Here is a 25,654-nt window from a genome sequence, read left to right as displayed (position 1 = left end):
AATGGCTTGGACACGTAATGAAATGGCGCAACGCGCCGCTTTGGAACTACAAGATGGTTTTTATGTCAATTTAGGTATTGGCTTACCAACTCTAGTTGCCAATTATATTCCTGAACATATTAATGTCTGGTTGCAGTCTGAAAATGGTTTACTGGGGATAGGTGAATTCCCAACTATTGATACCGTAGATGCCGATTTAATCAACGCAGGCAAGCAAACCGTCACGGCACGTAAAGGTGCAGCATTTTTTTCTAGTGCAGAATCCTTTGCGATGATTCGTGGTGGGCATGTCAATATTGCCATTTTGGGTGCTATGGAAGTATCCCAAACTGGCGATCTTGCCAATTGGATGATTCCGGGTAAAAAAGTTAAAGGCATGGGCGGTGCTATGGATCTGGTTGCTGGTGTGCAAAAAGTGGTGGTACTGATGGAGCACTGCGCAAAAGATGGCACACCAAAAATTGTCGCGCAATGTAGCCTGCCTTTAACAGGTAAAGGCGTGGTTAATCGTGTAATTACAGATTTAGCCGTTATGGATATTACTGAACACGGCATTAAATTAGTTGAACTGGCCCAAGGTGTAAGTTTTGAAGATCTTCAAAAAGTTACAGGTGTGAGCTTGATTCAATAATTGATTTGAACGACCCACCTATACTTCCCCCTTCAATTTGGTCAAAATTTTAAAAGTCATTTGTGGCACGGATATGCCAGTAAAAATTGTTTAAAATAAAAGGATGCTTAAGTATGGATAATTCTCAAAATATATTACAAAGATTTGCTTTGAAAGTCAGTGATTGGTCAGAAAAATGGTTTCCTGATTCCTATATTTTTGCCCTTTTAGGGGTCATTATTGTTTCTATCGCAGCCATAGGTATCGGTGCACCAGTCCAGGATGTTGCCATTTCATTTGGTAATGGTTTCTGGAGCCTAATTCCGTTTACCATGCAAATGTGTATGCTCATTGTGGTGGGCTATGTGGTCTCAGTATCTAAACCTGTGGAAATGCTGATTCAAAAAATAGCGATGATTCCAACCTCAGGTCGCAATGCCATTGTGATGGTTGCAACAGTCAGCTTATTTGTTTCTTTAATTAACTGGGCAATGAGTACTGTTTTAACAGCTCTTTTGGTTATTGCCCTGTCAAAACGTAAAGAACTGAATATGGATTATCGTGCTGCTGCTGCTGCCGCCATTATTGGTATGGGCGCAACATGGGCACTAGGAATCAGTTCTTCAGCCGCACAGTTACAAGCCAATAAAGCCAGTTTACCTGAACCCCTTTATAACTTAACGGGTGTTATTCCTTTTACTGAAACCATTTTCTTACCACAATCCATGATTATGACTGGGGTATTGATTATTGCCTCTATTGCAATCGCATTCTGGTCTGCACCCAAAGGCAATGGCATTAAAACCATTGATGATTTTAATATTCGCTTTGAATCAGAAAAAACTGAGGTTCAAAGCAAAAAACGCCCCGGTGACTGGCTAGAAAACTCCCCAATCCTCAGTATCTTTATTGTTACTTTAGGTTTGATCTGGATGTTTAACGAATTCACCAAAAGCAACCCGATTCTTGCGATTTCCAGTCTAAATACTTACAACTTTATCTTCCTCATGCTTGGTATTGCATTACATGGCACGCCGCGTAATTTTCTAAATGCTGTATCTAAAGCCGTTCCTGCGGTATCAGGTGTACTGATTCAATTTCCACTTTATGGCAGTATTGCGTTCATTATGACCACCGCCATAAATAGTCAAGATTTATCTCTATCTCACTATATTGCAGAGTTTTTTGTCTCGATTGCTTCAAAAGAAACTTTTGCTATTGTGATGGGACTCTACTCGGCCATTCTAGGATTTTTCATTCCATCTGGCGGCGGTAAATGGATTATTGAGGCCCCTTATGTGATGCAAGCAGCACATGATTTAAAAATACATTTAGGCTGGTCGGTGCAAATTTACAATGCAGCTGAGGCACTTCCTAACTTAATTAATCCTTTCTTTATGTTGCCAATGCTTGGTATTTTGAAATTGAAAGCCAAAGATGTGATTGGTTTTACCGTGACACAGCTTGTTTTCCACCTTCCATTAGTCTTATTTTTATTATGGATCTTAGGTCGAACCTTAACCTATACCGCTCCTACTTTTTAAGCAGATAGTATAAAGCATTATAAAAATGGCATGTTAATCATGCCATTTTTATATTTTATCATTTGTCTCACTCAAGAGCATTCAACGCTCTTATCTTTTAAAATTACTACAGTCTTATCTGATCGATATTTTTTAATGATTTTAGTTGATATTAAACACTTTTTCTATTCAAAAAACTATTCATATCCGAAATCTATTACGCATATCAGGCTAACAATTTTTGTTTGTATTATTCATGCCTATTAGCCCAGTTAATATCTTCCCTATCATCTATCGTAAAACAATTCAGATAAAGCCGAGAATTGATCATCCATATTTAAAACTAAACTTACCTTCATAAAACATCATAAATAAAAGATGGATCGCTTAATTCTAACTTGATTCGACAGACCAATATTTTGAACAATGAAATATAAAAACAATGTTTTTATTAGGATGAAAAAGGAATAGATAAATTATAAACAGCAATATTTTTTAATAAAATCAACCAATTTATATTCAATAAAAAACCTGAAACTTATTTTTAATGATTGATGAATATCATTTATAAAATAAGTTTCAGGCTATAGAGCTATTTAACTGATTTATTGTTTAAGTGGTTGTTCTATATAATTTTCACCTTCTGATGGTGTGGTTTTAAGGCTACTTAATACCGCATCAGAACGATTATGATTAATAAACGATAATGCCACTGCGCCAATTAAACCTGCTGCTGCAATCACCATGAAGTTTTGTTCAATTGGTAGGTTTAACGCAACAATGAAACCAATCAGTACTGGGGAAAGAATCGCTCCCATTCGCCCAATACCTGCCGCCATGCCAATGCCTGTAGCACGAATCCCACTTGGGTAGAATTGACCACAATAAGCATACGCCACAATTTGAGCACCTGTTGTACATGCACCCACCATCGCAATATTGAAATACAATACTTCAATAGGCATTGGCATCGTCATCATATACAAGAACACACTGCCCAATGAATACATAGAAACCAGAACCCATTTAATATGGAAACGGTCTGCTAGCCAGCCACCGACAATACAGCCAGCAACTGCACCGATATTCAATGCAATCACAAAACTTAAGGCAGAACCTAAGGTATAACCTGACATTGCCATCAATTTGGTTAGCCATGTGCTTAAGGCATAAACCATGAATAGACCGGTAAAATATGCACCCCAGAACATTAAAGTGCTGAATGAACGACCTTCCTTAAACAATTGAACCATCGGGGTATTTTCAGTATCCGCTTTTATGGTTTGGGTAAATTCAACCGAAGCATTCATTTGAATATTTGGGTTGATGTCCTTGACTACTTTTTGTAAATCTTGCTGATTTTGACGTTTTAATAAATAGGCCAAAGATTCAGGCATTGATTTCATAATAAATGGCAGTAGCAAAACAGGAACACCCGCAGCAAAAAATACCACTTGCCAGCCAAATTCAACAATAAATTGTTTACCAATCACCGCTGCTAAAATACCGCCAATTGCATAACCAGAGAACATAAATGTCGTCATTAAACTGCGGATTTTTTTAGGAGAATATTCTGTCATTTGAGCAACAATATTCGGCATTACCCCTCCAATGCCTAATCCAGCGATAAAACGTAAAATACTAAAGGTCACTGGATCATTGGCTAAACCGGCAGCAGCAGTAAAAACACTGAATAAAAATACACAAATTGCGATGGTCAGTCGGCGGCCAATTTTATCTGACAATGCACCTAGAAATATGGCGCCAAACATCATACCGAAAAGTGCTGAACTGGCCATAAAACCAGCCGTCGAAGCAGTCACGCCCATTTCGGTCATAATAGAGGGCAATGCAGCTCCAGCAACTGCTATATCATATCCGTCGATAATAATAATGATAAAACACCAAGCTAGAACTTTTGCATGAAACTTATTAAATTTCGCTTCATCTGCAACTTTATGTACATCTATGTACTGCATAATCATTTCCTTGATATTTATGATCATTAGTTGTTCTAAATATTTTTAGAAAAATCAAATTGTTGAGTTTTCCTAATTTTCATCCAATTTTTTTAAAACTTTACTTATTCTTATCAGAGATTTTTCGATTTAAATCTCTTCAAACTGTTTTAATCAGGCAATCAATTTCTATTTTATTTTTTGGTGTGACCCACCCCTATCTAAAACGCTGCTTAATTAAACAAACTAGTTATAAAGCTAATATATGTCAACAGCATTACATATATATTTTATGTTTATTTTTTATTCAATAAAATTCAATAAGATATAAATATGGTTTGGACTTTAAATATCATCTAACTGACCTATTTGTAGATTTTACTTGATAAGTAATGATAAGTTAAATAGATTATATTTACTAATAAATTATTTTAGATAAATTTAATAATTAAAATTTCACGTGACTATATTTCGATAGATTTAATATGTAATTGTTATAATTGAATAAAATAATGATTTGCCCGATGAGAGATTTTATCTGCAGATGGTCGTAAATTTGCTCAAATAAAAAGCTAAATCTAAAAAGATTTAGCTGATATGAAAAAGAATAAATATATTTGGGGCTGTAGTAGATAAAATTTTATTTTATATCTGCATCCGTCAGATTCACTTTCGCAATACTATCCTTTAGTTTATTAATTAAATGAGCAAGGGTCACCATGTCATCAAATAAAAAACCTTCGAAAGTTTGTTGATAAAAATCAGCAACTTTAAGTTGTAATTGTAACCATGCTTGTTGACCATTTTCAGTGAGGGCTACATTTTTAACCCGACGATCCTGTGTATCGCTCACACGTTGAACTTCTCCATCACGTTCAAGACGCTTTAATACGCCATCCAAACTTTGTCGGCTGACCCCTAAATAGTTGGTTAAGTCAGAAAAAGACATGCCTGTCTTAACTGATGGACGCGATAAAGCCCCCAGAACTGCCCAATGTATAGTTGAAATACCTAATTCTTTTTGACATTGGCGATCTAAAGTATTACTTGCCTGAAATAAACGAAAAAAAAGTCGGTTATGAATTGGAGCTACTGAATTCTGATAGACATTTGGGTCTACTTGACTCATTTTTTTAAACCTATCGTCATTATTTAAATTAGTATTGCCTTAATTAGCATAGATCAATGAATACGCAAAGTGCTTAATTCATATTTAACAAATCAAATATATTTAGTTTCGCTGTATTGGATACTACTTTATTTAAGTTCCTTAATAAATATCCATTTGATAACGTTTGGTTTTTCTAAGCTGTTCTAGTTGTTCAGCACCTAAAATATTGAGCAAAGTTTTCTCTACTTCCTGTGCCATTCCTTTTAAGCTACCACAAACATAAATTGCGGCACCTACTTCTATCCAATTTAAAAGCTGTTCCGATTTTTGTTGTAAAATATGCTGCACATACACTTTTTCAGCTTGATCTCTGGAAAAAGCATAGTCCACATCAGCTAAAAAACCTTGTGCTTGCCACAGCTCAATCTGTTGTTTATAAAGATGATCAAATTGCTGTTGACGCTCACCAAAAATAAGCCAGTTCTGCTGATTACCGTCTTGTTGTCGTTGCGAAAGATGAGCAACTAAGCCAGCAATACCCGTTCCATTACCAATCAAAATTAAAGGCTTATGGTTCGGTTTTAAATGAAATGAAGGATTAGAGCGAATTTTTGCACTCATCAATTGTCCAAGTACGGCATGTTCAGTTAACCACCCCGAACCTAAACCGAGACCTGTTGCTGTTTTTTCCTGACGCACCACCAATTCCACTATTTTTTGTTCAGGAATACTGGCAATAGAATATTCACGTATCGCTAAATCATCAAAACCTAAAATCCAATCTTGAAAGGATTCATTGGGACGTTGCTCTGGTAATTGTCTTAAGTTTTTAAACTGCAATATCGCAACTGAGTTTTCACTGATGAGTTGTTGCTGTGCTGCTAAAAAGCACTGTATCTCTTTAAGTGAGTTTCCACATTGAATTTCAAGAATATCTCCAGACGACCAGCTTAGAGCATCGTCATAAGATAACTGAATTTGGTAAATTGGATTGCCTTGGCTGCCGCTATTGAGACAAGTTCGATCTTTTAGAATCAATGAAGTCCAATCATTTTGTTGTGCTATGCGAGATAATTTTTGCGCGCTTAACTGTTCTAAATTTTTTACCCAGCAATCTAAATCTGCCTGTTTTAAATAATCGACACAGACCATTTCAAATAGGGCTTGAGCTTGGTACTGCTGTAAATGTTGCTTTAAAACCTGACCAAATTGACAAAAATGTGTGTAGCGTTTATCACCCAAAGCTAAAATTGCATAAGACTGATGTGACAAATCTAAATTTGCATGGTTGAAGATCTGCTTGATTGCGAACTGTGCAGTGTCAGGTGCATCGCCTTCGCCATAGGTACTCACACACCACAGAACTTTGTTGGCTTGGCGCAATTGTTCTACTGCCAAATATTGCATATCGACAAGGCTGACATTTTGCCCCACGGCGTGTAACTGTTGTGCAGTCTGTTGAGCAATATTCTCTGCTTGACCAGACTGACTTGCAAAAATAATTAAACAATCATTTTGATTAAAGGTCGCTATCCGCTTTTGCTTACGATGACTTAAAATCAAGTAAGCAATGATCACGGCATAAATTACCAATAAAATCACTAATGCAATGAAAACAACAGCCACAGAATATGTCATTAAATGATATTACCTATACCGCAGACCAAATCAGCAAAATAATCAACGCTAAACTTATAGCGCTAAGTACAAGATGAGTAACCAAGCGCGTTTTAATGCTTAAAAATAGAATATAGCCGACTAAGGACAACGCAATAAAAATAATGGCGCTGATATCAATGAGCCAGCTCCAAGCCAAACCTGAATTTTTACCGCGGTGTAAATCATTCAACATAGAAACTGTTGAAGCTGGTTTTTGGGTAATTTCCGTTTCACCCGTATCTGCCATGACCCAAATATCAGTTGCGCCTGCTGGACTTTCTAAGCGAATCATCACTTCATTGTCCATGACTTCGCTACTTTGATAACGTCCCACCACATTTTGCTGTTGGCGAACATAGCTTAAAATAGTGTCACTGGGGTTTTCTTGCTGCTTGATCGACTTTAAAACGGACTCAGGCAAAATCAATTGAGTGGTTTTTTCTGTTTTAGCGGGTTCAAACCACTCAGGATGATTTAACAATAATCCTGTCACAGAAAAAAATAATAAAGTTAAAAATGCGAAAGCAGAAAGCCAGCCATGCACATAACGTGAATGGCGGTAAAAATCACGACGTTGATACACGTATTAAGCCTCGATGAACTCTAGATTCAACATTAGTTCACTTTTTGAAAATGAAGTTTGACTGTACCAATTTCTCTTTGCGCAGGCAGCGTTTGGTTTGAGCCTTTGGCTTTGACATCCAAATCAAAAGTTTGATAAGAATGATCACCGTGCTCACGAGATGTTTCAATATGAATCAGGTACTTGCCTGCTGCTACCGCTTTGCCTGTTTCATCTTTACCGTCCCAAGCCAACTTATATTGACCGGGCTGACGTGATGGTTTAGCCACAGCATCTAAGTTTGGCATTTGACGACCGTAACGGCGCCACCATACATAGTTAGAGTTAATCCATTTTTCATCTTTACCCCAAACTGCCAATGTACGAACAATTTGTTTATTGGCGTCAGTGACCCATACCGAAACATAAGGCGCACGATATTTTTCAACGGCAATTTTAGGAATGCTTAAGTCAATAACCGCTTGATAACCCGCGGGCCATTTTGCAGAGGATTGGCTTGCTACAGTTCGCATTTCTACATTTTGCGGCATTTGAACTAGACTGTTCCAACCCGAACTTTGATGAACCTGACCATTGCTTAAAGTCACTTTTGCTTCATAACCAATGAGAGTCTCAATTAACTCTAAACCTTCTGATGGTGTCATTGCAGCTAAAGCGGTGGCTAATGCATCGGCATCTGCGGCACAGGTTCCGACCACAACACATTGTTCAACTTGCTGCACAGGCATGCCCGTTTTCGGGTCAAGTAAATGGCTTTGTCCTGCCAATGTACGATAGCCCTGTCCACTAAATGCAATCGCTTGATCATTTAAGTTCAGGACTTGTTGTGGCGCGCTATTGTCATTATGTACAAAGGCATCTTGCACACCAATTTTCCAGCCCTCTTTTTGTGGTGCATTGCCCCAAACACGGATGTCACCACCAATATCAACTAACAAACCTTCAATGCTTGGTACAGCTTTACGTGCCGCAACTAGTGCGCGGTCAATAATATAACCTTTCGCATAGGCATCAGGTGCAAATTTCACTGCTGAATCCATGGTTATGCTGTGCTGTTCTACATCTAATTTGACACTGTCAGATTGCAACTGATTTAAAACGTGTGTACGCATCGCTTCATCAAGTTTGACTACACCTTGTGACTGCTCCCACAAAGTAATCAGTTGTCCTAATCGTGCATCAAAAGCACCACAGGTTTTATCACGCCAAGTTTCACAAGCTGCAATCACTTCAAAAAGTTCTGCTGAAACCTTGCCCTGTTTATTGTTATTTAAAGCCGTAATTTCACTGTCATTCCGCCAAGTTGATAACACCTGATCTAATTGGCTAATTTCTTTTTGAATGACCTCTAAAGCAAGTTTTGCATCTTGTTTAGAAACCCCTTGAACCACCACATCTAAAGACGTACCCAATATATGGTCACGATGGAAGCGATGCGTTTGTGTGGCAACATTTTCAGACTGTTCTATTTTTTCACTTTGCTCAGCAGCATTTGTGTGAAAAGGAGAAATCAGTGCCAACGCTATAACCAATGGTGAGAGACGAAATGCCTTACGAATAGGATAAAAATTTCTTAAAGCAGATGACATACTGATTCTCCGGAATATTTTTATGAATATTATTGATAATGATAGTAGTTATCAAGTAGATTACGCACATTCTATTAAATAAAGTTGATCTGGAGTAGCCAACAATGAATAACTGGTTAAAAATTGCTTTACTCACGTCATTACCTGTACTTAGTCACGCACATACCATGAGTCCATTTCTGCTTCCTGAAGTGTTTGATACCAAAGCCGCGCAAAGTATTAGTTTCCAAAGCGGTATTACAATAGAAAAATTCTTTGTTGCGGGAAATAATTTTAAAACCACTTATGTCATTACTGAACCTGATGGTCAACTAAAACCAATAAATGCAGCAGCAACATTAAAACGCTTTAATATTGCGGAATTTGATTTGCCTAAAGAAGGTACTTACCGTATCCGTACTCAAGATGCGCTCGGTAATAGCGGAAAATATGCATTGGTTGATGGTCGCTGGTTACGTGTTCGTCCAGCTCGCGCTCCAATGCAAGCGCCAGCAGCTAAACCAACTGAAACAGCAACCACTCAAAAAGCACCTGTCAACACTCAACCACCACGTGTTATTGCTGCGGATCAAGTTCCTGCAAATGCACAAACGCTGGAAGTCGCGAATCATTTTATTGCTGAAAGTTATGTCACTAAGGGCAAACCTACTGCTATTCCTGCGCCAAGTAAAAAAGGCTTTGAGTTCAAATTATTGACTCATCCAAACGAGTTATATGCAGGTGAATCACTCAAAGCTCAAGTGTTGATAAATGGGAAACCTGTTCCAAACCTTGAAATAGATGTATTTAAAGGTGCAGGCAGTTATGAGCCAAATGTAAAACGTGAACAGCCGCATGTAAAAACCAATGCTAAAGGCGAAGTAGAAATTAAATTCGATCAAGCAGGTATTTATTTAATTACCACGGCTTACCCAGAAGCAAATCCTGATGCGACAAAAAAACCGGCAACTGAAAACTTTACTTATGGCTTAACTGTAGAAGTCACAGAATAATTTTTATGAATCGATAAAATCTAAAAAATGAGCCATATAAAAAAGCCTCTATTTTCAAATAGAGGCTTTTTTTAACAGTTATAGAAGATTAAAAATTATAGATAGCAACTGCATTTATACGATTATCTTCACCAGTCTTACTACCATTTGGTGCAGCAGCAAAAGCTTCACGTTCACCATAGACGTATTCCAGACCAAAACTTAAAGGTTTGGTTGGGCTATAAAAAACATTTGCCCAAGCTTGCCATAAGTCTTTATTGGCTTTGGTCTTATCCGCTAATGCATTGATATAGTCTGGATCTTCATCAAAAGTCATATAACCATAACCTACAGTACCACGTAGTTTTTCATTAAATTGCTGAGTAAGACCTATAGTAATCGAATCAAACTCACTTTGTACAAGGCTACCATCCGTTTGTGTCACCACACCACTATTGGCAAAGGACACAAAGCTGCTGTCGCCTTTCACATGATAGTAGTCTGCTTTTAAAGTTGTTCCCGGAACTACCTCATATTTAGCCCCTAAACCGACACCCCATGCCATTTCTTCATCTATATTGGTTCTTTTTTCATGCCCCATGGCACGTGCACTGACATTTAAGTTGTTGGCAAATTGATGATTTAAACGCGCAGTTAAAGCAGGCAAACGTTGCGTAATTGAAGCATCTTTCGGATCTTCAAGCGCCATAACCAGATTTGTTTGTGGAGTGAATTTAGTGGTATGACGAACCTGTGCAGTACGTTTCACAGCCCCACCAACATATGCCAATGCATCAATGGTTTCAGGCATATAATCGGGCACTGCAAAATTTGACCAAGTCTGACCAATCAGCCAATCGGCATACGCTAAGTAAGCATGACGAATACGTAAATTATCGAGGTTTGCTCCCCCCAGAAAATCCACCTCAATTTTACCTTTTACTTCTTGATCAGCCACTTGGCTTTTAAAATCAAGACCTAAACGAGTGGCAGCCAATGTCGATTTTAAGCGATCACTGTTCTCTGCATTTCCTTTAAGTGGTACCGAATTAATTTGATTGTACGGTATATTTACATTACCACCGCCTTCAGATTGATAGGATGCATCTATACGAACATTTCCGTAAAAATTAAACTCTGCCCCTTGTGCCGTTTTAAGCACAGATTTTGGAGTTGCAGTAACTTGCTGAGTTTGAACGGGTGCAATTGACGTTGCAGACTGTACGTTTTGTTGTTCAATAAGCGTACGTAAAGCTTGGACTTCTTGTCTGAGCTGTTCAACCTCTTGAGACTGCTTGTTTGGTACTTGGGTTTGCGCTTGAGTGGACAAGCTCATACCGCCCATACTTAAAGCAATCATGCTCATCATAAGGTTACGTTTTATTGTTGGTTCGGTTAATTGCGTGCTGTTCATCCTAAACTCACTTATGATTATTCGACAATATTTATGATTGTTCGACAAGATTCTAGCAATAGATCACCAGTGCTACGATGGCGATCTATATCACTTAGACTATTGTCTTTATTGGGAAAGATAGAAAATTATTGAGTCACTTTTCTCGTTATTGGTGACGTGTTAACACTATGCTGTACATGGGTTTGACCATCTACAGAAGCTTTAAGATTCACGAGAAATATAGCGATTGCTGCCAATACACCAGGAATGGCAATGACCAAAAAGTTCATTTGATGCGGAAGTTCAAAAGTTAATAAAGCACCGGTCAGAACAGGTCCAACAATTGCACCTATACGACCAATACCTGAAGCCCAGCCCATACCTGTAGAACGGACGGCTGTTGGGTAAAACTGTGCGACAAAGGTATAAAGTAGAATTTGAGATCCAATTGTTGCAGCACCAGCAATTGCAATCAGGGTATAAAGCACAGCTTGCGGACTATTGAAGCCAAGTAAAATAAGCGCAATTGCACCGACAGTAAACATAATGGTGAGCACTGGTTTTAAATGGAATTTATCCGCGAGAACACCGCCACCGATTGCACCCACCATGCCACCAATATTTAATGCAAATAGGAACATCAAGCTTGCACCTAACGAATACCCTGCCTGAATCATGAGTTTTGGTAACCAGCTGCCTAATGCATACACCATAAGCAAGCACATAAAAAATGCAGCCCAGAACATTAAGGTACTGAACATACGACCTTGCTGAAATAAAGCATGTAACGGTGCATCATCACCAACAGTTGCTTCGTTTAAAACAAATGTTGTTTCCGCGGTCATTACTTGTTGTGGTGCAATTTTTTGCACAATTGCACGAGTCCGTTCTGTTTCGCCCTTTTTGGTCAAAAACATGAGGGATTCTGGTAAAAACTTCCAAATGATTGGTAAGGTCAACAATGGAATGCTGGCAATATAGAACATGATTTTCCAGCCATAAGTGGGTACTAACCAAGCACCCAATAATGCTGAGGCCATACCACCAATGGCATAACCACTAAACATAATGGCAACCAAAGTACTGCGAATACGTTTGGGTGCATATTCAGTCATGAGCGCCACGACGTTTGGCATGACCCCACCAATTCCTAAACCCGCTAGAAATCTTAAAGTTCCAAATTCAGTTGGTGTAGTTGCAAATGCACCTAGAAAAGTAAAGCCACTGAAAATAGTAATACAAATCATGATGGTCTTTTTACGACCAAGTTTATCTGATAGCGTACCAAAACTCATGGCACCAAACATCATGCCAAATAATGCTGTACTGGCAAGTAATCCAGCTTGTACTGTCGTTAATGCCCACTCTTGCATAAGAATCGGTAAAACTACGCCATAAATGACTAAGTCATAGCCATCGAAAATAATAATCATTAAACACCAAATAAGTACGCCCCAATGAAAAGGGGTAAATTTGGCTTCATCCACTAATGTATTAATGTTCAGTTTATTGGTATTCACTTTGCGCTCCTGCATATGAATCACTAGATTTGTGCAAACAATGAGGCAAAGCATTTTTTTTGTCCAAAACCGATTACATATATCTTCATACCTTAAAAGTTTGTGTTTAATTTTCTCATTAGAAAAACAATACTTTAAAAATATCAAAACAATAAAATCGGGCTTTATTTGGTATAAAAAAGACCTGCTCATCAAATCAGGTAACTTGATGAGCAGGTCTTTTTTTAAATTATGCTTTCAATTTGCCTAATACTGAACTAAAGCTGAAAAGAATTCCTTTATAGTTTAAATAACAGCACGATCATATTTAATCGCTTCTAGGTCATAAACCTGATAAATACAATCAAATAATGAGCGAATATCTTCACTCTCATCCATGCTGCGAATTGCCAAAAAAATCGGGCTGACAGCAGCGTCATCCAGTAATGGAATATAGTGCAAATGTGATAGCTGAATGGTTTTAGCACTTTCAGGAACAATACAAATCCCCTCACCGGCTGCAACCAAGCCTAGTGCAAGCTGGATTTCACGCACTTCTTTTAAGTTTTTTGGATCTAAACTATATTCAGAAAAAAGTGATCTGACTTGAGTAGAAAAATTGGGTTTAGGATGACTCGGATATAAAAATAATTTTTCATCCACAATATCGGTTAGATATACCCCTGCCTTTTGTAAAGCAAGTGGATGGCTTGAATGTACCGCAACCATTAAAGGTTCTTCTCGTAAAAGTATACGCCTTATTGCTGGGTCTGAAATACGCAGTCGACCAAAACCAACATCAATACGACCTTCTTTAAGTGCTTGTATTTGTTCTTTGGTACTCATTTCAATCAGCTCAATTTTTAAATGCGGCTGCTGTTGGCGGAATAAATAGACAATTTTTGGCAACAAACCATACAGCAAAGAGCCGACAAAACCCATGGTCACGGTTTTTTCAACCATTCCTACGCGCTTAGTCATCGCTTTAATTTCTTCTGCATTAGACAAAAGTTTAACAGCGTGTTGATAAAAAAATTGACCTGCTTCCGTGGTTAATAATGGGCGGCTACCACGTTCAAAAAGTTGTATTCCTAGCTCTGCTTCAAGGTTTTGTATCTGGCGGCTTAAAGGCGGTTGAGCAATAAACAGTTTTTCGGCTGCTTTAGTAAAACTCTGCTCTTCTACAACCGCCACGAAATAACGTAAATGTCTCAGTTCCATAACAACCCATACCTTTTAAGCATAATAAAATGCAAATTTGATCTTCGACAGTAAATCTTTATTCTTTTAAGGTATATCACAAGAGATACACAAAGCAAGATTGAGAAAGCTAAAAATGTATAAATCCATAGAAACATTGTTAGTCGAAATTCCAACCATCCGCCCACATAAAATGGCGGTTGCAACCATGCAAACCCAAACATTGGTATTGGTAAAGATTGTCACAGAAGATGGTTTTATCGGCTGGGGCGAAGCGACCACAATTGGTGGATTGGGATATGGTGATGAAAGCCCAGAAAGTGTAAAAACGAATATCGAGACCTATTTCGCGCCTTTATTGAAATCACTTTCAGGCTTAAATTTTGCTCAGACAATTCAAACCATTAAACGTAACATTAATGGTAACCGCTTTGCTAAGTGTGCGATTCAAACGGCTTTACTGGATATTCAAGCACAGCGTTTAGACCTACCGTTAAGCGAAATTTTGGGTGGACGTTTACGTGACAGCGTTCCAGTTTTATGGGTACTCGCTTCAGGTAATACTGAAAAAGATATTGCTGAAGCAAAAAAAATGATCGAGTTGAAACGTCATAACGTATTCAAACTTAAAATTGGTTCACGTCCAGTTGAAGCAGATGTAGAACATGTCCTTGCGATTAAAAAAGCTTTAGGTGCTGATATTTCAATTCGTGTAGATGTTAACCGTGCATGGTCAGAACTTGAAGCCATTAAAGGTATTCAAGCGTTACAAGATGGTGGGGTTGATTTAATTGAACAGCCTTGTGCCATTGAAAACCTTGATGCAATGCAACGTTTAACCCACCGTTTTGATATTGCCATTATGGCGGATGAATCATTGAACGGTCCACACAGTGCTTACCAAATAGCACGAAACAATGGTGCATCTGTATTTGCGGTTAAGGTCGCTCAATCTGGCGGTCTGATTGAAGGCTGTGAAGTTGGAAAAATTGCCAAGCTTGCAGGCATCGAGCTTTATGGTGGCACCATGCTTGAAGGTCCTGTGGGAACCATTGCTTCAGCACATGTTTTTTCAACATTTGACAACTTAGCGTATGGCACAGAATTATTTGGTCCATTACTACTAACTGAAGAAATTTTAAAAACACCACTTCAATATCAAAACTATGAGTTGGTGCTACCAACTGTATCTGGTTTGGGTATCGAACTGGATTTAGACAAAATTGAAAACTTACGTCGTTAATACAGATCGTTATATACCTTATTAGTAGGAGCTGAATATGCTTTTCCAAGTACACATGGATGTGAACATCCCTCGTGATATGCCAGCCGAACAAGTCAATGAAATTAAGGCAGTTGAAAAGGCCTATTCACAAGACTTACAGCAGCAAGGCAAATGGCGTCACATTTGGCGCGTTACAGGTCAATATTCAAACATCAGTATTTTTGATGTTGAAAGCAATGAAGAACTACACAATATTTTGCAAGGTCTGCCCCTCTATCCTTATATGAATATTGAAGTTATGGCATTGAATCGCCACCCATCTTCAGTGCGTAGTGATGACAGTTAATTGAAAAATTGAAATGGGTGAAATGATTCGCCCGCTTTAGAAATAAGATCCAAATTGGTATTAAACAAGGAGATGTGGCAAGCAAAAGAGCTAGCAAGATGCCAGCATCGCAAGCCACTTAAAAAAACTTCTCATACTTCAGGAGCATTAGTATGAACCGTCAAGAAATCGATAAATTAGTAAAACAAATGAATGTGGATACGGCAACAGGATCTGTTGATGCACGCGTTCAACAAATTGTGGTTCGTTTAGTCGGTGATCTATTTCAAGCGATTGAAGATTTAGATATTTCACAAACTGAATTGTGGAAAGGTCTAGAGTATTTCACTGATGCAGGTCAAGCCAATGAATTAGGCCTTTTGGCTGCTGGTTTAGGTCTTGAACATTATCTAGATTTACGTGCCGATGAAGCTGATGCTAAAGCAGGCATTACGGGTGGTACGCCACGTACAATTGAGGGTCCATTATATGTTGCGGGTGCGCCTGAATCAGTTGGCTTTGCACGTATGGATGATGGTTCAGAATCTGACAAAATCGCCACTTTAATTATTGAAGGTACAGTGACTGATACTGAAGGCAATATCATTCCAAATGCTAAAGTTGAAATTTGGCATGCTAACAGCCTAGGCAACTATTCCTTCTTTGATAAATCGCAGTCTGAGTTCAACTTACGTCGTACTATTTTAACCGATGCTGATGGTCAATATACCGCTTTAACCACCATGCCAGTAGGCTATGGTTGCCCACCTGAGGGTACGACACAATTTGTTCTGAACAAATTAGGTCGTCACGGTAACCGTCCTTCTCATGTGCATTACTTCATCTCTGCACCGGGCTACCGCAAATTAACAACTCAATTTAACATCGAAGGTGACAAATACCTTTGGGACGACTTTGCTTTCGCTACACGTGATGGTCTGGTTGCGACTGCTGAAGATGTCACTGATGAAGCTGAAATTGCACGTCGTAATTTGGATAAAGCATTCAAGCACATTTCGTTCAATGTTGAACTTGTGAAAGATGTTGCTGCTGCACCAACCACTGAAATTGATCGTCGTCGCGTAAGCGCTTAATTATTTAGCAATAGAAACCAAGATGTACCTTGCGTTGACATCTTGGTGACTTCCTCACATTGGAAAGTCGGAGAACGGACATGCCACGTATTCCTGTTATCAATACCAGCCATCTAGATCGAATTGATGAATTACTTGTAGACAATTTTGAAACGGGTGAATTTAAACTTCATCGTTCAGTTTTTACTGACCAAGCCCTTTTTGACCTAGAAATGAAATATATCTTCGAAGGTAACTGGGTCTACTTGGCACATGAAAGTCAAATTCCAAATAATAACGATTTTTACACCACACACATTGGTCGCCAACCAATCATTATTGCGCGTAACCGCAATGGCGAACTCAATGCCATGATTAATGCGTGCTCACACCGTGGCGCACAGCTTTGTCGTCATAAACGTGGTAATAAAGCGACTTATACTTGCCCATTCCATGGTTGGACATTCAACAACTCGGGTAAATTATTAAAAGTTAAAGATCCTTCTGATGCCGGTTATTCAGATTGCTTTAACAAAGAAGGTTCACACGACCTTAAAAAAGTTGCACGTTTTGAAAGCTATAAAGGTTTCTTGTTTGGTAGTTTAAATCCTGACGTACCTACACTTGAAGAATTCTTGGGTGAAACGACAAAAATCATTGATATGATTGTCGATCAGTCAGAACAAGGTCTAGAAATTTTACGTGGTGCATCAACCTATACTTACGATGGTAACTGGAAACTCACTGCTGAAAATGGCGCAGATGGTTATCACGTTTCTGCCGTACATTGGAACTATGCAGCAACCACTCAACAGCGTAAAGAAAAAGAAGCTGCTGACAATGTTCGTGCAATGAGCGCAGGTTCATGGGGCAAACAAGGCGGTGGTTCTTACGGTTTTGACAATGGTCACATGTTGCTTTGGACACAATGGGCAAACCCAGAAGACCGTCCAAACTTCCCGAAAGCTGAAGAATATACCGAAAAATTCGGTGCTCCAATGTCAAAATGGATGATCGAACGCTCACGTAATTTGTGCCTGTATCCAAACGTTTATTTTATGGATCAGTTCGGTTCACAAATTCGTGTCCTCCGCCCTATTTCAGTCAACAAAACTGAAGTCACCATTTACTGTATCGCTCCAGTTGGTGAAGATAAAGAATCGCGTACACGTCGTATTCGTCAATATGAAGACTTTTTCAATGCCTCAGGTATGGCAACCCCAGATGACTTAGAAGAATTCCGTGCATGCCAAGCAGGCTATGCAGGGATTGAGCTTGAGTGGAACGACATGTGCCGTGGTTCTAAGCATTGGATTCATGGTCCAGATGAAGCAGCAGATGAAATTGGTTTAAAACCATTGCTTTCAGGTATTAAAACTGAAGATGAAGGTCTATACCTCGCTCAACATCAATATTGGCTCAAAACCATGAAACATGCGATTGCAGCTGAAAAGGAATTGGCAGCATCTGAAGGAGAAGTTGCATGAATACAGTCGTGACTTTAAATAAAACATCTTTAGAAAATATTGCGCAATTTCTCTATAAAGAAGCACGTTTTTTAGATGATGAACAATGGGATGACTGGTTGCAGTGCTATGCACCGACCGCATCATTTTGGATGCCTGCTTGGGATGATGATGACAAACTGGTTGAAGATCCTGAAACCGAAATTTCGCTGATTTACTATCCAAATCGTCAAGGTTTAGAAGATCGCGTGTTCCGTATTAAGACAGAACGTTCTTCTGCAACCATGCCAGATACTCGCACTAGCCACAATATTTCTAATGTTGAAGTTGTCGAGCGTAATGGTGATCAAGTCACTGTACGCTTTAACTGGCACACATTGAGTTTCCGTTATAAAACTAGTTATAGCTATTTTGGTATGTCGCGTTACATTATCGATTTTTCTGGTGCAGAACCGAAAATCGTCAGTAAATATGTGGTACTGAAAAACGATTATATCAACCAAGTAATTGATATCTACCACTTGTAAAAAAACAAACAAAAACTCTTCAGCCAAATGGAAGATTGGCTGAAGAAGAACATCAGTTTTAAATATTTATAGGATTCTAGCCATGTCAAACCTTAATGTTGCACTTCAATTTGAAGATGGCGTTACACGTTTTATCAGCGTCGCTCAAGGCGAAACTTTATCTGATGCTGCCTACCGTCAAAAAATCAATATTCCTTTGGACTGTCGAGATGGGGCTTGTGGAACGTGCCGTGCTTTTTGTGAATCGGGTTCGTTTGACATGCCTGAAGAAACTTATATTGAAGATGCATTAACACCAGAAGAAGCTGCGGAAGGTTATATTTTAGCATGTCAGTGTCGCCCAACTTCTGATGCTGTATTTCAAATTCAAGCCTCTTCTGAATTATGTAAAACAGAAATTCACCAATTTCAAGGTACGCTTGAGCGTGTTGAAAAGTTATCAGACTCCACCATCACTTTTGATATTCAGCTTGATGAAGGTCAACCTGACATTCACTTCCTAGCCGGTCAATATGTAAATGTAGGACTACCTAATACTGCCGAAACACGTTCTTATTCTTTCAGTTCTAAACCAGGTAATCGCTTAACCAGTTTTGTGGTACGTAACGTGCCAAATGGCAAAATGAGTGATTTTTTAAGTGCCACTGCCCAAGTGGGTGACAAAATGACTTTCGCGGGTCCATTTGGCAGTTTCTATTTACGTCCAGTGACGCGTCCTGTACTTATGTTGGCAGGCGGTACAGGTATTGCACCTTTTATGTCGATGCTACAAGTTCTAGAAGAAAAAGGTTCAGAGCACCCAGTACGCTTAGTTTTTGGTGTCACCAATGACTTTGACTTAGTGGCGATTGAAAAATTAAATGAACTTCAAAACAAATTCCCTTGGTTTGAATATCGTACTGTTGTTGCAAATCCAGAATCTGCTCATGAACGCAAAGGCTATGTGACCGGTCATATTGACAATGATTGGTTAAACTGTGGCGATGTTGATGTTTATCTCTGCGGTCCAGTTCCAATGGTTGAAGCTGTTCGTGGTTGGTTAGACACTGAAGGCGTAAAACCTACGAGTTTCTTATTTGAAAAATTCTCTGCAAATTAATTAAGGGAAGAAATCAAATGTCTGATCGTCAAAGATTTAAAAACAAAGTCGTGATTGTAACTGGCGCTGCTCAAGGCATCGGTCGTGGTGTTGCACTACAAGTGGCATCGGAAGGTGCACAAGTGGTCATGGCGGATTTATCCGAGTATGTTGCAGAAGTGCTTGCTGAAATTCAAGCCACAGGTGGCGATGCTGTCAGCATTAATGCTGACTTAGAAACTTTTGCAGGTGCACAATCGGTAGTTGAAAAAAGCATTGCAACTTATGGTCGTGTCGATGTACTTATTAACAATGTTGGTGGTGCAATCTGGATGAAACCTTTTCAAGAGTTTTCTGAACAAGAAATTATCAAGGAAGTAAATCGTTCACTGTTCCCAACGATGTGGTGTTGCCGCGCAGTTTTACCTGAAATGATTAAAAATCAGAAAGGTACGATTGTAAATGTATCCTCTATTGCAATACGTGGTATTAACCGTGTGCCATATTCAGCATCAAAAGGTGGGGTAAATGGTTTAACCGCCTCCCTTGCCTTTGAACATGCCAAAGATGGCATCCGTGTCAATGCCGTTGCAACGGGTGGAACTGAAGCACCACCGCGAAAAGTACCGCGTAATGCCAACCCACTTTCTGAAAATGAACAACAATGGATGCAAGAAGTGGTTGATCAAACCATTGATCGTACGTTCTTAGGTCGTTACGGCAGCATTCAAGAACAGGTCAATGCCATTGTATTCCTTGCTTCAGATGAGTCTTCATATATGACAGGAACTGTGGTTCCTGTGGGTGGTGGTGATCAGGGTTAAACCTGATTTCATCAAAGATCAACAGGTGCATTGAATTCTAAGCATGGAGGCAATAGCCCAATGGCAACCCTGTTTAAAACGTTAAAAAATGATTGGTCAATTTCAGCCATTGTTGCAGGATTTTTGGCAGTACTGATTTCCTACGCTGGTCCTTTAATTATCTTTTTCCAAGCTGCCCAAAAAGCAGAAGTCTCAAATGCCATGATGATTTCATGGATTTGGGGAATTTCAATTGGAGCTGCGGCGGCTGGTATTTTTCTATCGATTAAATACAAAGTTCCAGTGATTACCGCTTGGTCTGCCCCCGGAACAGCCTTACTGGTCACGCTATTTCCGCATATTTCTTTAAATGAAGCCGTGGCTGCTTATATCACTTCTGCTGTGGTCATTTTTCTGATCGGGATTACAGGCTGTTTTGACAAACTCTTGAAATGGATTCCTCAAGATGTCGCAGCTGGCATGATGGCAGGAATTCTTCTTCAGTTTGGTTTAGGGCTTTTTACTGCCACTGACACCATGCCGATGATTGTCTTCGGTATGTTAATAGTATTTCTGATTGCAAAACGTTTGGTGCCACGCTATGCAATGGTTTGGGTGCTTATTTCAGGCGTAGTGTTGAGTCTATTTTTTGGCAAGATGAATCCTGTTAATGTCAATTTCACCCTTGCTATTCCGCAATTTATTGCACCCGAATGGACTTGGAATTCAACCCTCAATCTTACCATTCCACTTATTTTAGTCAGCCTTTCTGGACAGTTTTTACCAGGTATGGCAATCATGAAATTGAGTGGTTACGACACCCCTGCTAAACCAATTATCACTGCGACCAGTATTGCATCTCTTGCGGTCGCTTGTGTTGGCGGTATTACCATTGTTCTTGCTTCAATTACTGCTGCATTATGCATGGGTAAAGATGCACACGAACTCAAAGAAAAGCGTTATATCGCAGGCATTGCCAACGGTATTTTTTATATCCTAGGTGGTTTATTTGCAGGCAGCATTGTCATGTTGTTTAGCTTACTGCCTAAAGAACTCGTTGCAGCATTAGCTGGACTTGCTCTGCTCGGTGCAATTGCAACCAATATTTCAGTTGCGATGAAAAATGAATCTCATCGTGATGCAGCCCTAATTACATTCCTTGCTACCGCATCTGGTATGCATTTTTTAGGGCTTAGTTCAGTCTTTTGGGGCATTTGTATCGGTGTTATTGCACATTTATTTTTGACTAAACGTGAACCGAATACCACTGCTCTGCCTTCAACTCAAAGTTCAAAAAGTTAATGGGCAAATACTTGTCTAGGAAACATTATGATTGATAAAAGCACATCATCTTTAACAGAAGCCTTATCCCAAATCAAAGATGCTTCCACCATCATGATTGGCGGCTTCGGTACCGCAGGACAACCCGCAGAACTGATTGATGGTCTCATCGAACTTGGAATTAAAGATTTGATCATTGTCAATAACAACGCAGGCAATGGCGATTACGGTTTGGCTAAGCTGCTCAAGACAGGCGCTGTACGTAAAATCATTTGTTCTTTCCCGCGCCAATCTGACTCTTATGTATTCGATGAAATCTACCGTGCGGGTAAAATTGAATTAGAACTGGTGCCTCAAGGCAACTTGGCTTGTCGTATTCAAGCTGCGGGTATGGGACTGGGTCCGATTTATACCCCAACAGGTTTTGGTACTTTGCTGGCTGAAGGCAAACCAACCCTGAACTATGAAGATAAAGACTACGTGTTGGAAAACCCTATCCGTGCTGACTTTGCCCTCATTAAAGCCCATCAAGGCGACTGTTGGGGTAACTTGGTCTACAACAAATCTGCACGTAACTTTGGCCCGATCATGGCCATGGCAGCGGATATTACCATTGCACAAGTGGCTGAAGTGGTTGAACTTGGTGTTTTAGATCCAGAACATATCATCACCCCAGGTATTTTTGTCCAACACGTGGTTCAGGTGAAACCTGCCCAATAATTGGCATCGGAGATAAGAAATGAGCTATACCAAATTAACCCGTGACCAAATTGCAGAACGTGTGGCACAAGATATTCCAGATGGTGCTTATGTCAACCTCGGTATTGGTTTGCCGACCAAGATTTCCAACTATTTACCCTCAGACAAAGATGTGTTTTTACATTCTGAAAATGGCTTATTGGCCTTTGGTCCACCACCTGCCAAAGGTGAAGAAGATCCTGAATTGATTAATGCTGGTAAAGAATTCGTGACTTTGCTTAAAGGCGGTTCTTACTTCCATCATGGCGATTCATTCGCGATGATGCGTGGTGGTCATCTTGATATTTGTGTTTTGGGTGCATTCCAAGTAGCTGAAAATGGTGATTTGGCCAATTGGCATACCGGTGCCCCAGATGCGATTCCCGCAGTCGGTGGCGCGATGGATTTAGCGGTGGGTTCGAAAAAAGTCTTTGTCACCACCGATCACGTGACTAAAAAAGGCGAACCCAAAATTGTCGCTGAACTGGCATATCCTGCCACAGGTTTAAAATGTGTGGATCGTATTTATACCGATCTGTGTGTGATTGATATCACGCCAGAGGGCATGAAAGTCACTGAAAAAGTAGCTGGTCTAACATTTGATGAACTTCAGGCTTTGACTGGTGCAACTTTAATCGATGCAACGAACTAAGTTTCAGATTTGCTGAGGCACGACGGAGTCTTACTGGATGGAGTCGAATACAAGGAGCTCGTTCTTGTTACTTTTTTAAAAAAGTAACCAAAAACCCAGTCATCAACAAAACCTGTTCACTGTAAACATCTATCCAATTGGATTGCAAAAACAATCCTTATAAAAATTTGGATAGGTTGTTGATGACATCCAGCACAAGCAAATTCTGAATATCTGAGTGGTTGTAAACAACAAGCTCAGAAGAAATTTAAAGGATAAAAATAGAATGAAAAATGCTTATATCGTAGATGCAATTCGTACCCCATTTGGACGTTATGCCGGTGGTTTATCTCCCATCCGTGCCGATGACTTGGGTGCCATTCCAATTCAAGCCTTGATGCAACGTAACCCATCCGTCAATTGGGCGGCGGTGGATGACATCATCTATGGTTGTGCCAATCAAGCCGGTGAAGACAACCGTAATGTCGGTCGGATGTCGGCCTTACTCGCAGGTGTACCGTATCAAGTGCCTGCCACGACAGTCAATCGTCTGTGTGGTTCATCCCTTGATGCTGTGGCGATGGCAGCACGTGCAATTAAAGCAGGTGAAGCAGACTTAATTATTGCTGGCGGTGTGGAAAGCATGAGTCGTGCACCTTTGGTAATGGGTAAATCAGATTCCGCTTTTGGTCGTGCTCAAAAGCTGGAAGACACCACCATGGGCTGGCGTTTTATCAATCCTAAATTGAAAGAGCTGCATGGTGTCGAAACCATGCCGCAAACCGCTGAAAATGTGGCAGCACAGTTCAATGTTAACCGTGCCGATCAAGATCAATTTGCATTGACCAGTCAACAACGTACTGCGGCAGCGCAAGCACGTGGTTTCTTTGATAAAGAAATTGTACCTGTAAGTATTCCACAGCGTAAAGGCGAGCCTGTTGTCATCTCTCAAGATGAACATCCACGTGCTACCACACTTGAAGTCTTAACCAAACTAAAACCTGTGGTGAAAGCTGACGGTACAGTGACAGCAGGCAACGCCTCAGGCATTAACGATGGTGCAGCAGCCTTGTTGATTGCTTCGGATGATGCGATTGCAAAATACAGTTTGAAAGCCCGTGCCAAAATCATTGGTGCAACCACAGTCGGTGTTGAACCGCGCATCATGGGCTTTGCACCTGCACCTGCGATCAAAAAACTACTGGCTCAAACGGGTTTAACCCTTGAGCAAATGGATGTGATTGAACTCAATGAAGCCTTTGCAGCACAAGCTTTGGCGGTGACGCGCGATTTAGGCATTGTCGATGGTTCAGAGAAAGTGAATCCGAATGGTGGAGCGATTGCACTTGGTCATCCACTGGGTGCATCGGGTGCACGTTTGGTGACGACAGCGCTGAACCAACTTGAAGCGATAGGCGGACAATATGCACTGTGTTCAATGTGTATCGGTGTCGGTCAAGGCATCGCGCTCATTATTCAACGGGTTTAAAAATTTACTTCTCTAATTTAACTTCTTCTTGTCACGAGGAGTTTTAATAAAGAGGATGCTCAGCTATTTCTCCTCCCTTTTTAAAGGGAGGTCGGGAGGGATTTTATGCCAACATTTATTTCAAATGATGCAACCATCAATTACGCAACTTTTGGTGATGCGAGTAAACCTGCGATTATTTTTTCCAATTCTTTGGGAACAAACTATCAAATGTGGCAACTACAAATTGATGCACTGCAAAATGATTTTTTTGTGATTTGTTATGATACCCGTGGTCACGGTGCATCCACCGCCCCTCAAGGCCCCTATAGCATCGAGCAATTAGGGCAAGATGTGGTGAATTTACTTGATCATCTCAATATTGAAAAAGCTGTTTTTTGTGGTATTTCAATGGGTGGTTTAACAGGTCAATGGCTTGCAATTCATCATCCACAACGTTTTAACCATGTGATTGTCTGTAACACTGCTGCAAAAATTGGTCAGGAACAAGCTTGGCAAGAACGTGCAGCATTGGTTCGTGAGCAAGGTCTAGCACCAATTGCATCAACAGCAGCATCACGTTGGTTTACCCTTCCCTTTATCCAAAGCCAAGCAACCATTGTGGAAACGCTGAGTAACGACCTCGCAGCTAGCAGCGCAGAAGGTTATGCAAATTGTTGTGAAGCTTTGGCTAAAGCGGACCTCCGTGAACAACTCAAAGACATTACTGTTCCAGTCTTGATTATTGCGGGTATTCAAGACCCTGTCACCACGGTTACAGATGGTCAATTTATGTTAGATCGTATTCCTAATGCTCAAATATTTGAAATCAATGCTTCACATATTTCAAATATTGAATGTCCGAATGAGTTCAATCAAGCAGTTCAGCGCTTTATTGCTAAATACTAAATACTTAGGCCTCACTTATTTGTGGGGCGTT

23 protein-coding genes are annotated in these 25,654 nt (G+C 39.9%); 15 read left to right on the top strand and 8 right to left on the bottom strand.

What is annotated here, in order from left to right; genetic code table 11:
- The first annotated feature begins 1 nt into the window (after position 1).
- Together B9T25_RS07155 and B9T25_RS07150 are read left to right on the top strand one after the other, a co-directional pair.
- Positions 2–631: a CoA transferase subunit B gene (locus tag B9T25_RS07155; RefSeq protein ID WP_086187778.1), complete on the top strand. Its 630-nt coding sequence runs from the start codon at positions 2–4 to the stop codon at positions 629–631.
- A 113-nt stretch (positions 632–744) separates the two neighbouring features.
- On the top strand, positions 745–2,154 hold the full coding sequence (locus B9T25_RS07150) for a short-chain fatty acid transporter (protein WP_086187777.1): 1,410 nt from the start codon (positions 745–747) through the stop codon (positions 2,152–2,154).
- A gap of 584 nt (positions 2,155–2,738) precedes the next feature.
- On the opposite strand, the gene B9T25_RS07145 is transcribed toward B9T25_RS07150, so the two are convergent.
- From B9T25_RS07145 to B9T25_RS07125, 5 genes are all read right to left on the bottom strand, one after another.
- Entirely contained in the window at positions 2,739–4,112 is a 1,374-nt protein-coding gene (locus B9T25_RS07145) for an MFS transporter (RefSeq protein ID WP_086187776.1), read from the bottom strand.
- A gap of 619 nt (positions 4,113–4,731) precedes the next feature.
- Positions 4,732–5,220 (bottom strand): MarR family winged helix-turn-helix transcriptional regulator, encoded by a 489-nt coding sequence (locus B9T25_RS07140; RefSeq protein ID WP_086187775.1) that lies wholly within the window; start codon positions 5,218–5,220, stop codon positions 4,732–4,734.
- A 141-nt stretch (positions 5,221–5,361) separates the two neighbouring features.
- A complete protein-coding gene (locus B9T25_RS07135) occupies positions 5,362–6,840 on the bottom strand; it encodes a sulfite reductase subunit alpha (protein WP_086187774.1) in 1,479 nt (492 codons plus the stop codon).
- Between the two features lie 13 nt (positions 6,841–6,853).
- On the bottom strand, positions 6,854–7,444 hold the full coding sequence (locus B9T25_RS07130; protein WP_086187773.1) for a PepSY-associated TM helix domain-containing protein: 591 nt from the start codon (positions 7,442–7,444) through the stop codon (positions 6,854–6,856).
- A 32-nt stretch (positions 7,445–7,476) separates the two neighbouring features.
- A complete protein-coding gene (locus tag B9T25_RS07125) occupies positions 7,477–9,033 on the bottom strand; it encodes a DUF2271 domain-containing protein (protein ID WP_086187772.1) in 1,557 nt (518 codons plus the stop codon).
- 104 nt (positions 9,034–9,137) lie between these two features.
- Here B9T25_RS07125 and B9T25_RS07120 point away from each other — a divergent pair, with 104 nt between their 5' ends.
- Positions 9,138–10,025, top strand: a complete 888-nt coding sequence (locus tag B9T25_RS07120) for a DUF4198 domain-containing protein (protein ID WP_086187771.1) — start codon at positions 9,138–9,140, stop codon at positions 10,023–10,025.
- 88 nt (positions 10,026–10,113) lie between these two features.
- On the opposite strand, the gene B9T25_RS07115 is transcribed toward B9T25_RS07120, so the two are convergent.
- The 3 genes from B9T25_RS07115 to B9T25_RS07105 form a co-directional block, all read right to left on the bottom strand.
- Entirely contained in the window at positions 10,114–11,418 is a 1,305-nt protein-coding gene (locus B9T25_RS07115; protein ID WP_086187770.1) for a DcaP family trimeric outer membrane transporter, read from the bottom strand.
- Positions 11,419–11,546: 128 nt separating this feature from the next.
- A complete protein-coding gene (locus B9T25_RS07110) occupies positions 11,547–12,920 on the bottom strand; it encodes an MFS transporter (RefSeq protein ID WP_086187769.1) in 1,374 nt (457 codons plus the stop codon).
- A gap of 285 nt (positions 12,921–13,205) precedes the next feature.
- On the bottom strand, positions 13,206–14,120 hold the full coding sequence (locus B9T25_RS07105; RefSeq protein ID WP_086187768.1) for a LysR family transcriptional regulator: 915 nt from the start codon (positions 14,118–14,120) through the stop codon (positions 13,206–13,208).
- 115 nt (positions 14,121–14,235) lie between these two features.
- Here B9T25_RS07105 and B9T25_RS07100 point away from each other — a divergent pair, with 115 nt between their 5' ends.
- The 12 genes from B9T25_RS07100 to pcaD all read left to right on the top strand — a co-directional run bounded on the left by B9T25_RS07100 (position 14,236) and on the right by pcaD (position 25,623).
- The gene (locus tag B9T25_RS07100) at positions 14,236–15,342 is read left to right on the top strand and encodes a muconate/chloromuconate family cycloisomerase (protein WP_086187767.1); all 1,107 of its coding nucleotides are present in this window, start codon (positions 14,236–14,238) and stop codon (positions 15,340–15,342) included.
- A 37-nt stretch (positions 15,343–15,379) separates the two neighbouring features.
- A complete protein-coding gene (gene catC, locus B9T25_RS07095; RefSeq protein ID WP_086187766.1) occupies positions 15,380–15,670 on the top strand; it encodes a muconolactone Delta-isomerase in 291 nt (96 codons plus the stop codon).
- A 152-nt stretch (positions 15,671–15,822) separates the two neighbouring features.
- Positions 15,823–16,743, top strand: coding sequence for a catechol 1,2-dioxygenase (gene catA, locus B9T25_RS07090; RefSeq protein ID WP_086187765.1), 921 nt, complete (start codon positions 15,823–15,825; stop codon positions 16,741–16,743).
- Between the two features lie 80 nt (positions 16,744–16,823).
- Positions 16,824–18,209 (top strand): benzoate 1,2-dioxygenase large subunit, encoded by a 1,386-nt coding sequence (benA, locus tag B9T25_RS07085; RefSeq protein WP_086187764.1) that lies wholly within the window; start codon positions 16,824–16,826, stop codon positions 18,207–18,209.
- Positions 18,206–18,715, top strand: a complete 510-nt coding sequence (benB, locus tag B9T25_RS07080) for a benzoate 1,2-dioxygenase small subunit (RefSeq protein WP_086187763.1) — start codon at positions 18,206–18,208, stop codon at positions 18,713–18,715. Before benA ends, benB begins: the two co-directional genes overlap by 4 nt.
- Positions 18,716–18,797: 82 nt before the next feature.
- Positions 18,798–19,814, top strand: a complete 1,017-nt coding sequence (gene benC, locus B9T25_RS07075; protein ID WP_086187762.1) for a benzoate 1,2-dioxygenase electron transfer component BenC — start codon at positions 18,798–18,800, stop codon at positions 19,812–19,814.
- 17 nt (positions 19,815–19,831) lie between these two features.
- Positions 19,832–20,617 carry a benzoate diol dehydrogenase BenD gene (benD, locus tag B9T25_RS07070; RefSeq protein ID WP_086187761.1) on the top strand — a complete coding sequence of 262 codons (786 nt, stop codon included), beginning with the start codon at positions 19,832–19,834 and terminating at the stop codon, positions 20,615–20,617.
- Positions 20,618–20,677: 60 nt separating this feature from the next.
- Positions 20,678–21,898 carry a benzoate/H(+) symporter BenE gene (gene benE / locus B9T25_RS07065; protein ID WP_086187760.1) on the top strand — a complete coding sequence of 407 codons (1,221 nt, stop codon included), beginning with the start codon at positions 20,678–20,680 and terminating at the stop codon, positions 21,896–21,898.
- Positions 21,899–21,925: 27 nt separating this feature from the next.
- Positions 21,926–22,597, top strand: coding sequence for a 3-oxoacid CoA-transferase subunit A (locus B9T25_RS07060; protein WP_086187759.1), 672 nt, complete (start codon positions 21,926–21,928; stop codon positions 22,595–22,597).
- A 19-nt stretch (positions 22,598–22,616) separates the two neighbouring features.
- Positions 22,617–23,267: a 3-oxoacid CoA-transferase subunit B gene (locus tag B9T25_RS07055; protein ID WP_086187758.1), complete on the top strand. Its 651-nt coding sequence runs from the start codon at positions 22,617–22,619 to the stop codon at positions 23,265–23,267.
- 265 nt (positions 23,268–23,532) lie between these two features.
- A complete protein-coding gene (pcaF, locus tag B9T25_RS07050) occupies positions 23,533–24,735 on the top strand; it encodes a 3-oxoadipyl-CoA thiolase (RefSeq protein ID WP_086187757.1) in 1,203 nt (400 codons plus the stop codon).
- Positions 24,736–24,840: 105 nt separating this feature from the next.
- Positions 24,841–25,623 (top strand): 3-oxoadipate enol-lactonase, encoded by a 783-nt coding sequence (gene pcaD / locus B9T25_RS07045; protein WP_086187756.1) that lies wholly within the window; start codon positions 24,841–24,843, stop codon positions 25,621–25,623.
- Positions 25,624–25,654: the final 31 nt, after the last annotated feature.

The organism is Acinetobacter sp. ANC 4470, from assembly GCF_002135335.1.
Classification (GTDB): domain Bacteria; phylum Pseudomonadota; class Gammaproteobacteria; order Pseudomonadales; family Moraxellaceae; genus Acinetobacter.
Note: the sequence above shows the minus strand (reverse complement) of the source record. Positions and strands in the feature narration are given on the sequence as shown.

Bases quoted from the DNA above. Each gene is read 5' to 3' on its own strand.
- B9T25_RS07100 (WP_086187767.1), top strand. From the start codon at position 14,236: ATGTATAAATCCATAGAAACATTGTTAGTCGAAATTCCAACCATCCGC.
- pcaF (WP_086187757.1), top strand. From the start codon at position 23,533: ATGAAAAATGCTTATATCGTAGATGCAATTCGTACCCCATTTGGACGT.
- B9T25_RS07055 (WP_086187758.1), top strand. From the start codon at position 22,617: ATGAGCTATACCAAATTAACCCGTGACCAAATTGCAGAACGTGTGGCA.
- benC (WP_086187762.1), top strand. From the start codon at position 18,798: ATGTCAAACCTTAATGTTGCACTTCAATTTGAAGATGGCGTTACACGT.
- B9T25_RS07155 (WP_086187778.1), top strand. From the start codon at position 2: ATGGCTTGGACACGTAATGAAATGGCGCAACGCGCCGCTTTGGAACTA.
- pcaD (WP_086187756.1), top strand. From the start codon at position 24,841: ATGCCAACATTTATTTCAAATGATGCAACCATCAATTACGCAACTTTT.
- catC (WP_086187766.1), top strand. From the start codon at position 15,380: ATGCTTTTCCAAGTACACATGGATGTGAACATCCCTCGTGATATGCCA.
- B9T25_RS07105 (WP_086187768.1), bottom strand. From the start codon at position 14,120: ATGGAACTGAGACATTTACGTTATTTCGTGGCGGTTGTAGAAGAGCAG.
- benB (WP_086187763.1), top strand. From the start codon at position 18,206: ATGAATACAGTCGTGACTTTAAATAAAACATCTTTAGAAAATATTGCG.
- B9T25_RS07115 (WP_086187770.1), bottom strand. From the start codon at position 11,418: ATGAACAGCACGCAATTAACCGAACCAACAATAAAACGTAACCTTATG.
- B9T25_RS07135 (WP_086187774.1), bottom strand. From the start codon at position 6,840: ATGACATATTCTGTGGCTGTTGTTTTCATTGCATTAGTGATTTTATTG.
- catA (WP_086187765.1), top strand. From the start codon at position 15,823: ATGAACCGTCAAGAAATCGATAAATTAGTAAAACAAATGAATGTGGAT.
- B9T25_RS07150 (WP_086187777.1), top strand. From the start codon at position 745: ATGGATAATTCTCAAAATATATTACAAAGATTTGCTTTGAAAGTCAGT.
- benA (WP_086187764.1), top strand. From the start codon at position 16,824: ATGCCACGTATTCCTGTTATCAATACCAGCCATCTAGATCGAATTGAT.
- B9T25_RS07060 (WP_086187759.1), top strand. From the start codon at position 21,926: ATGATTGATAAAAGCACATCATCTTTAACAGAAGCCTTATCCCAAATC.
- benD (WP_086187761.1), top strand. From the start codon at position 19,832: ATGTCTGATCGTCAAAGATTTAAAAACAAAGTCGTGATTGTAACTGGC.
- B9T25_RS07125 (WP_086187772.1), bottom strand. From the start codon at position 9,033: ATGTCATCTGCTTTAAGAAATTTTTATCCTATTCGTAAGGCATTTCGT.
- benE (WP_086187760.1), top strand. From the start codon at position 20,678: ATGGCAACCCTGTTTAAAACGTTAAAAAATGATTGGTCAATTTCAGCC.
- B9T25_RS07145 (WP_086187776.1), bottom strand. From the start codon at position 4,112: ATGCAGTACATAGATGTACATAAAGTTGCAGATGAAGCGAAATTTAAT.
- B9T25_RS07120 (WP_086187771.1), top strand. From the start codon at position 9,138: ATGAATAACTGGTTAAAAATTGCTTTACTCACGTCATTACCTGTACTT.
- B9T25_RS07140 (WP_086187775.1), bottom strand. From the start codon at position 5,220: ATGAGTCAAGTAGACCCAAATGTCTATCAGAATTCAGTAGCTCCAATT.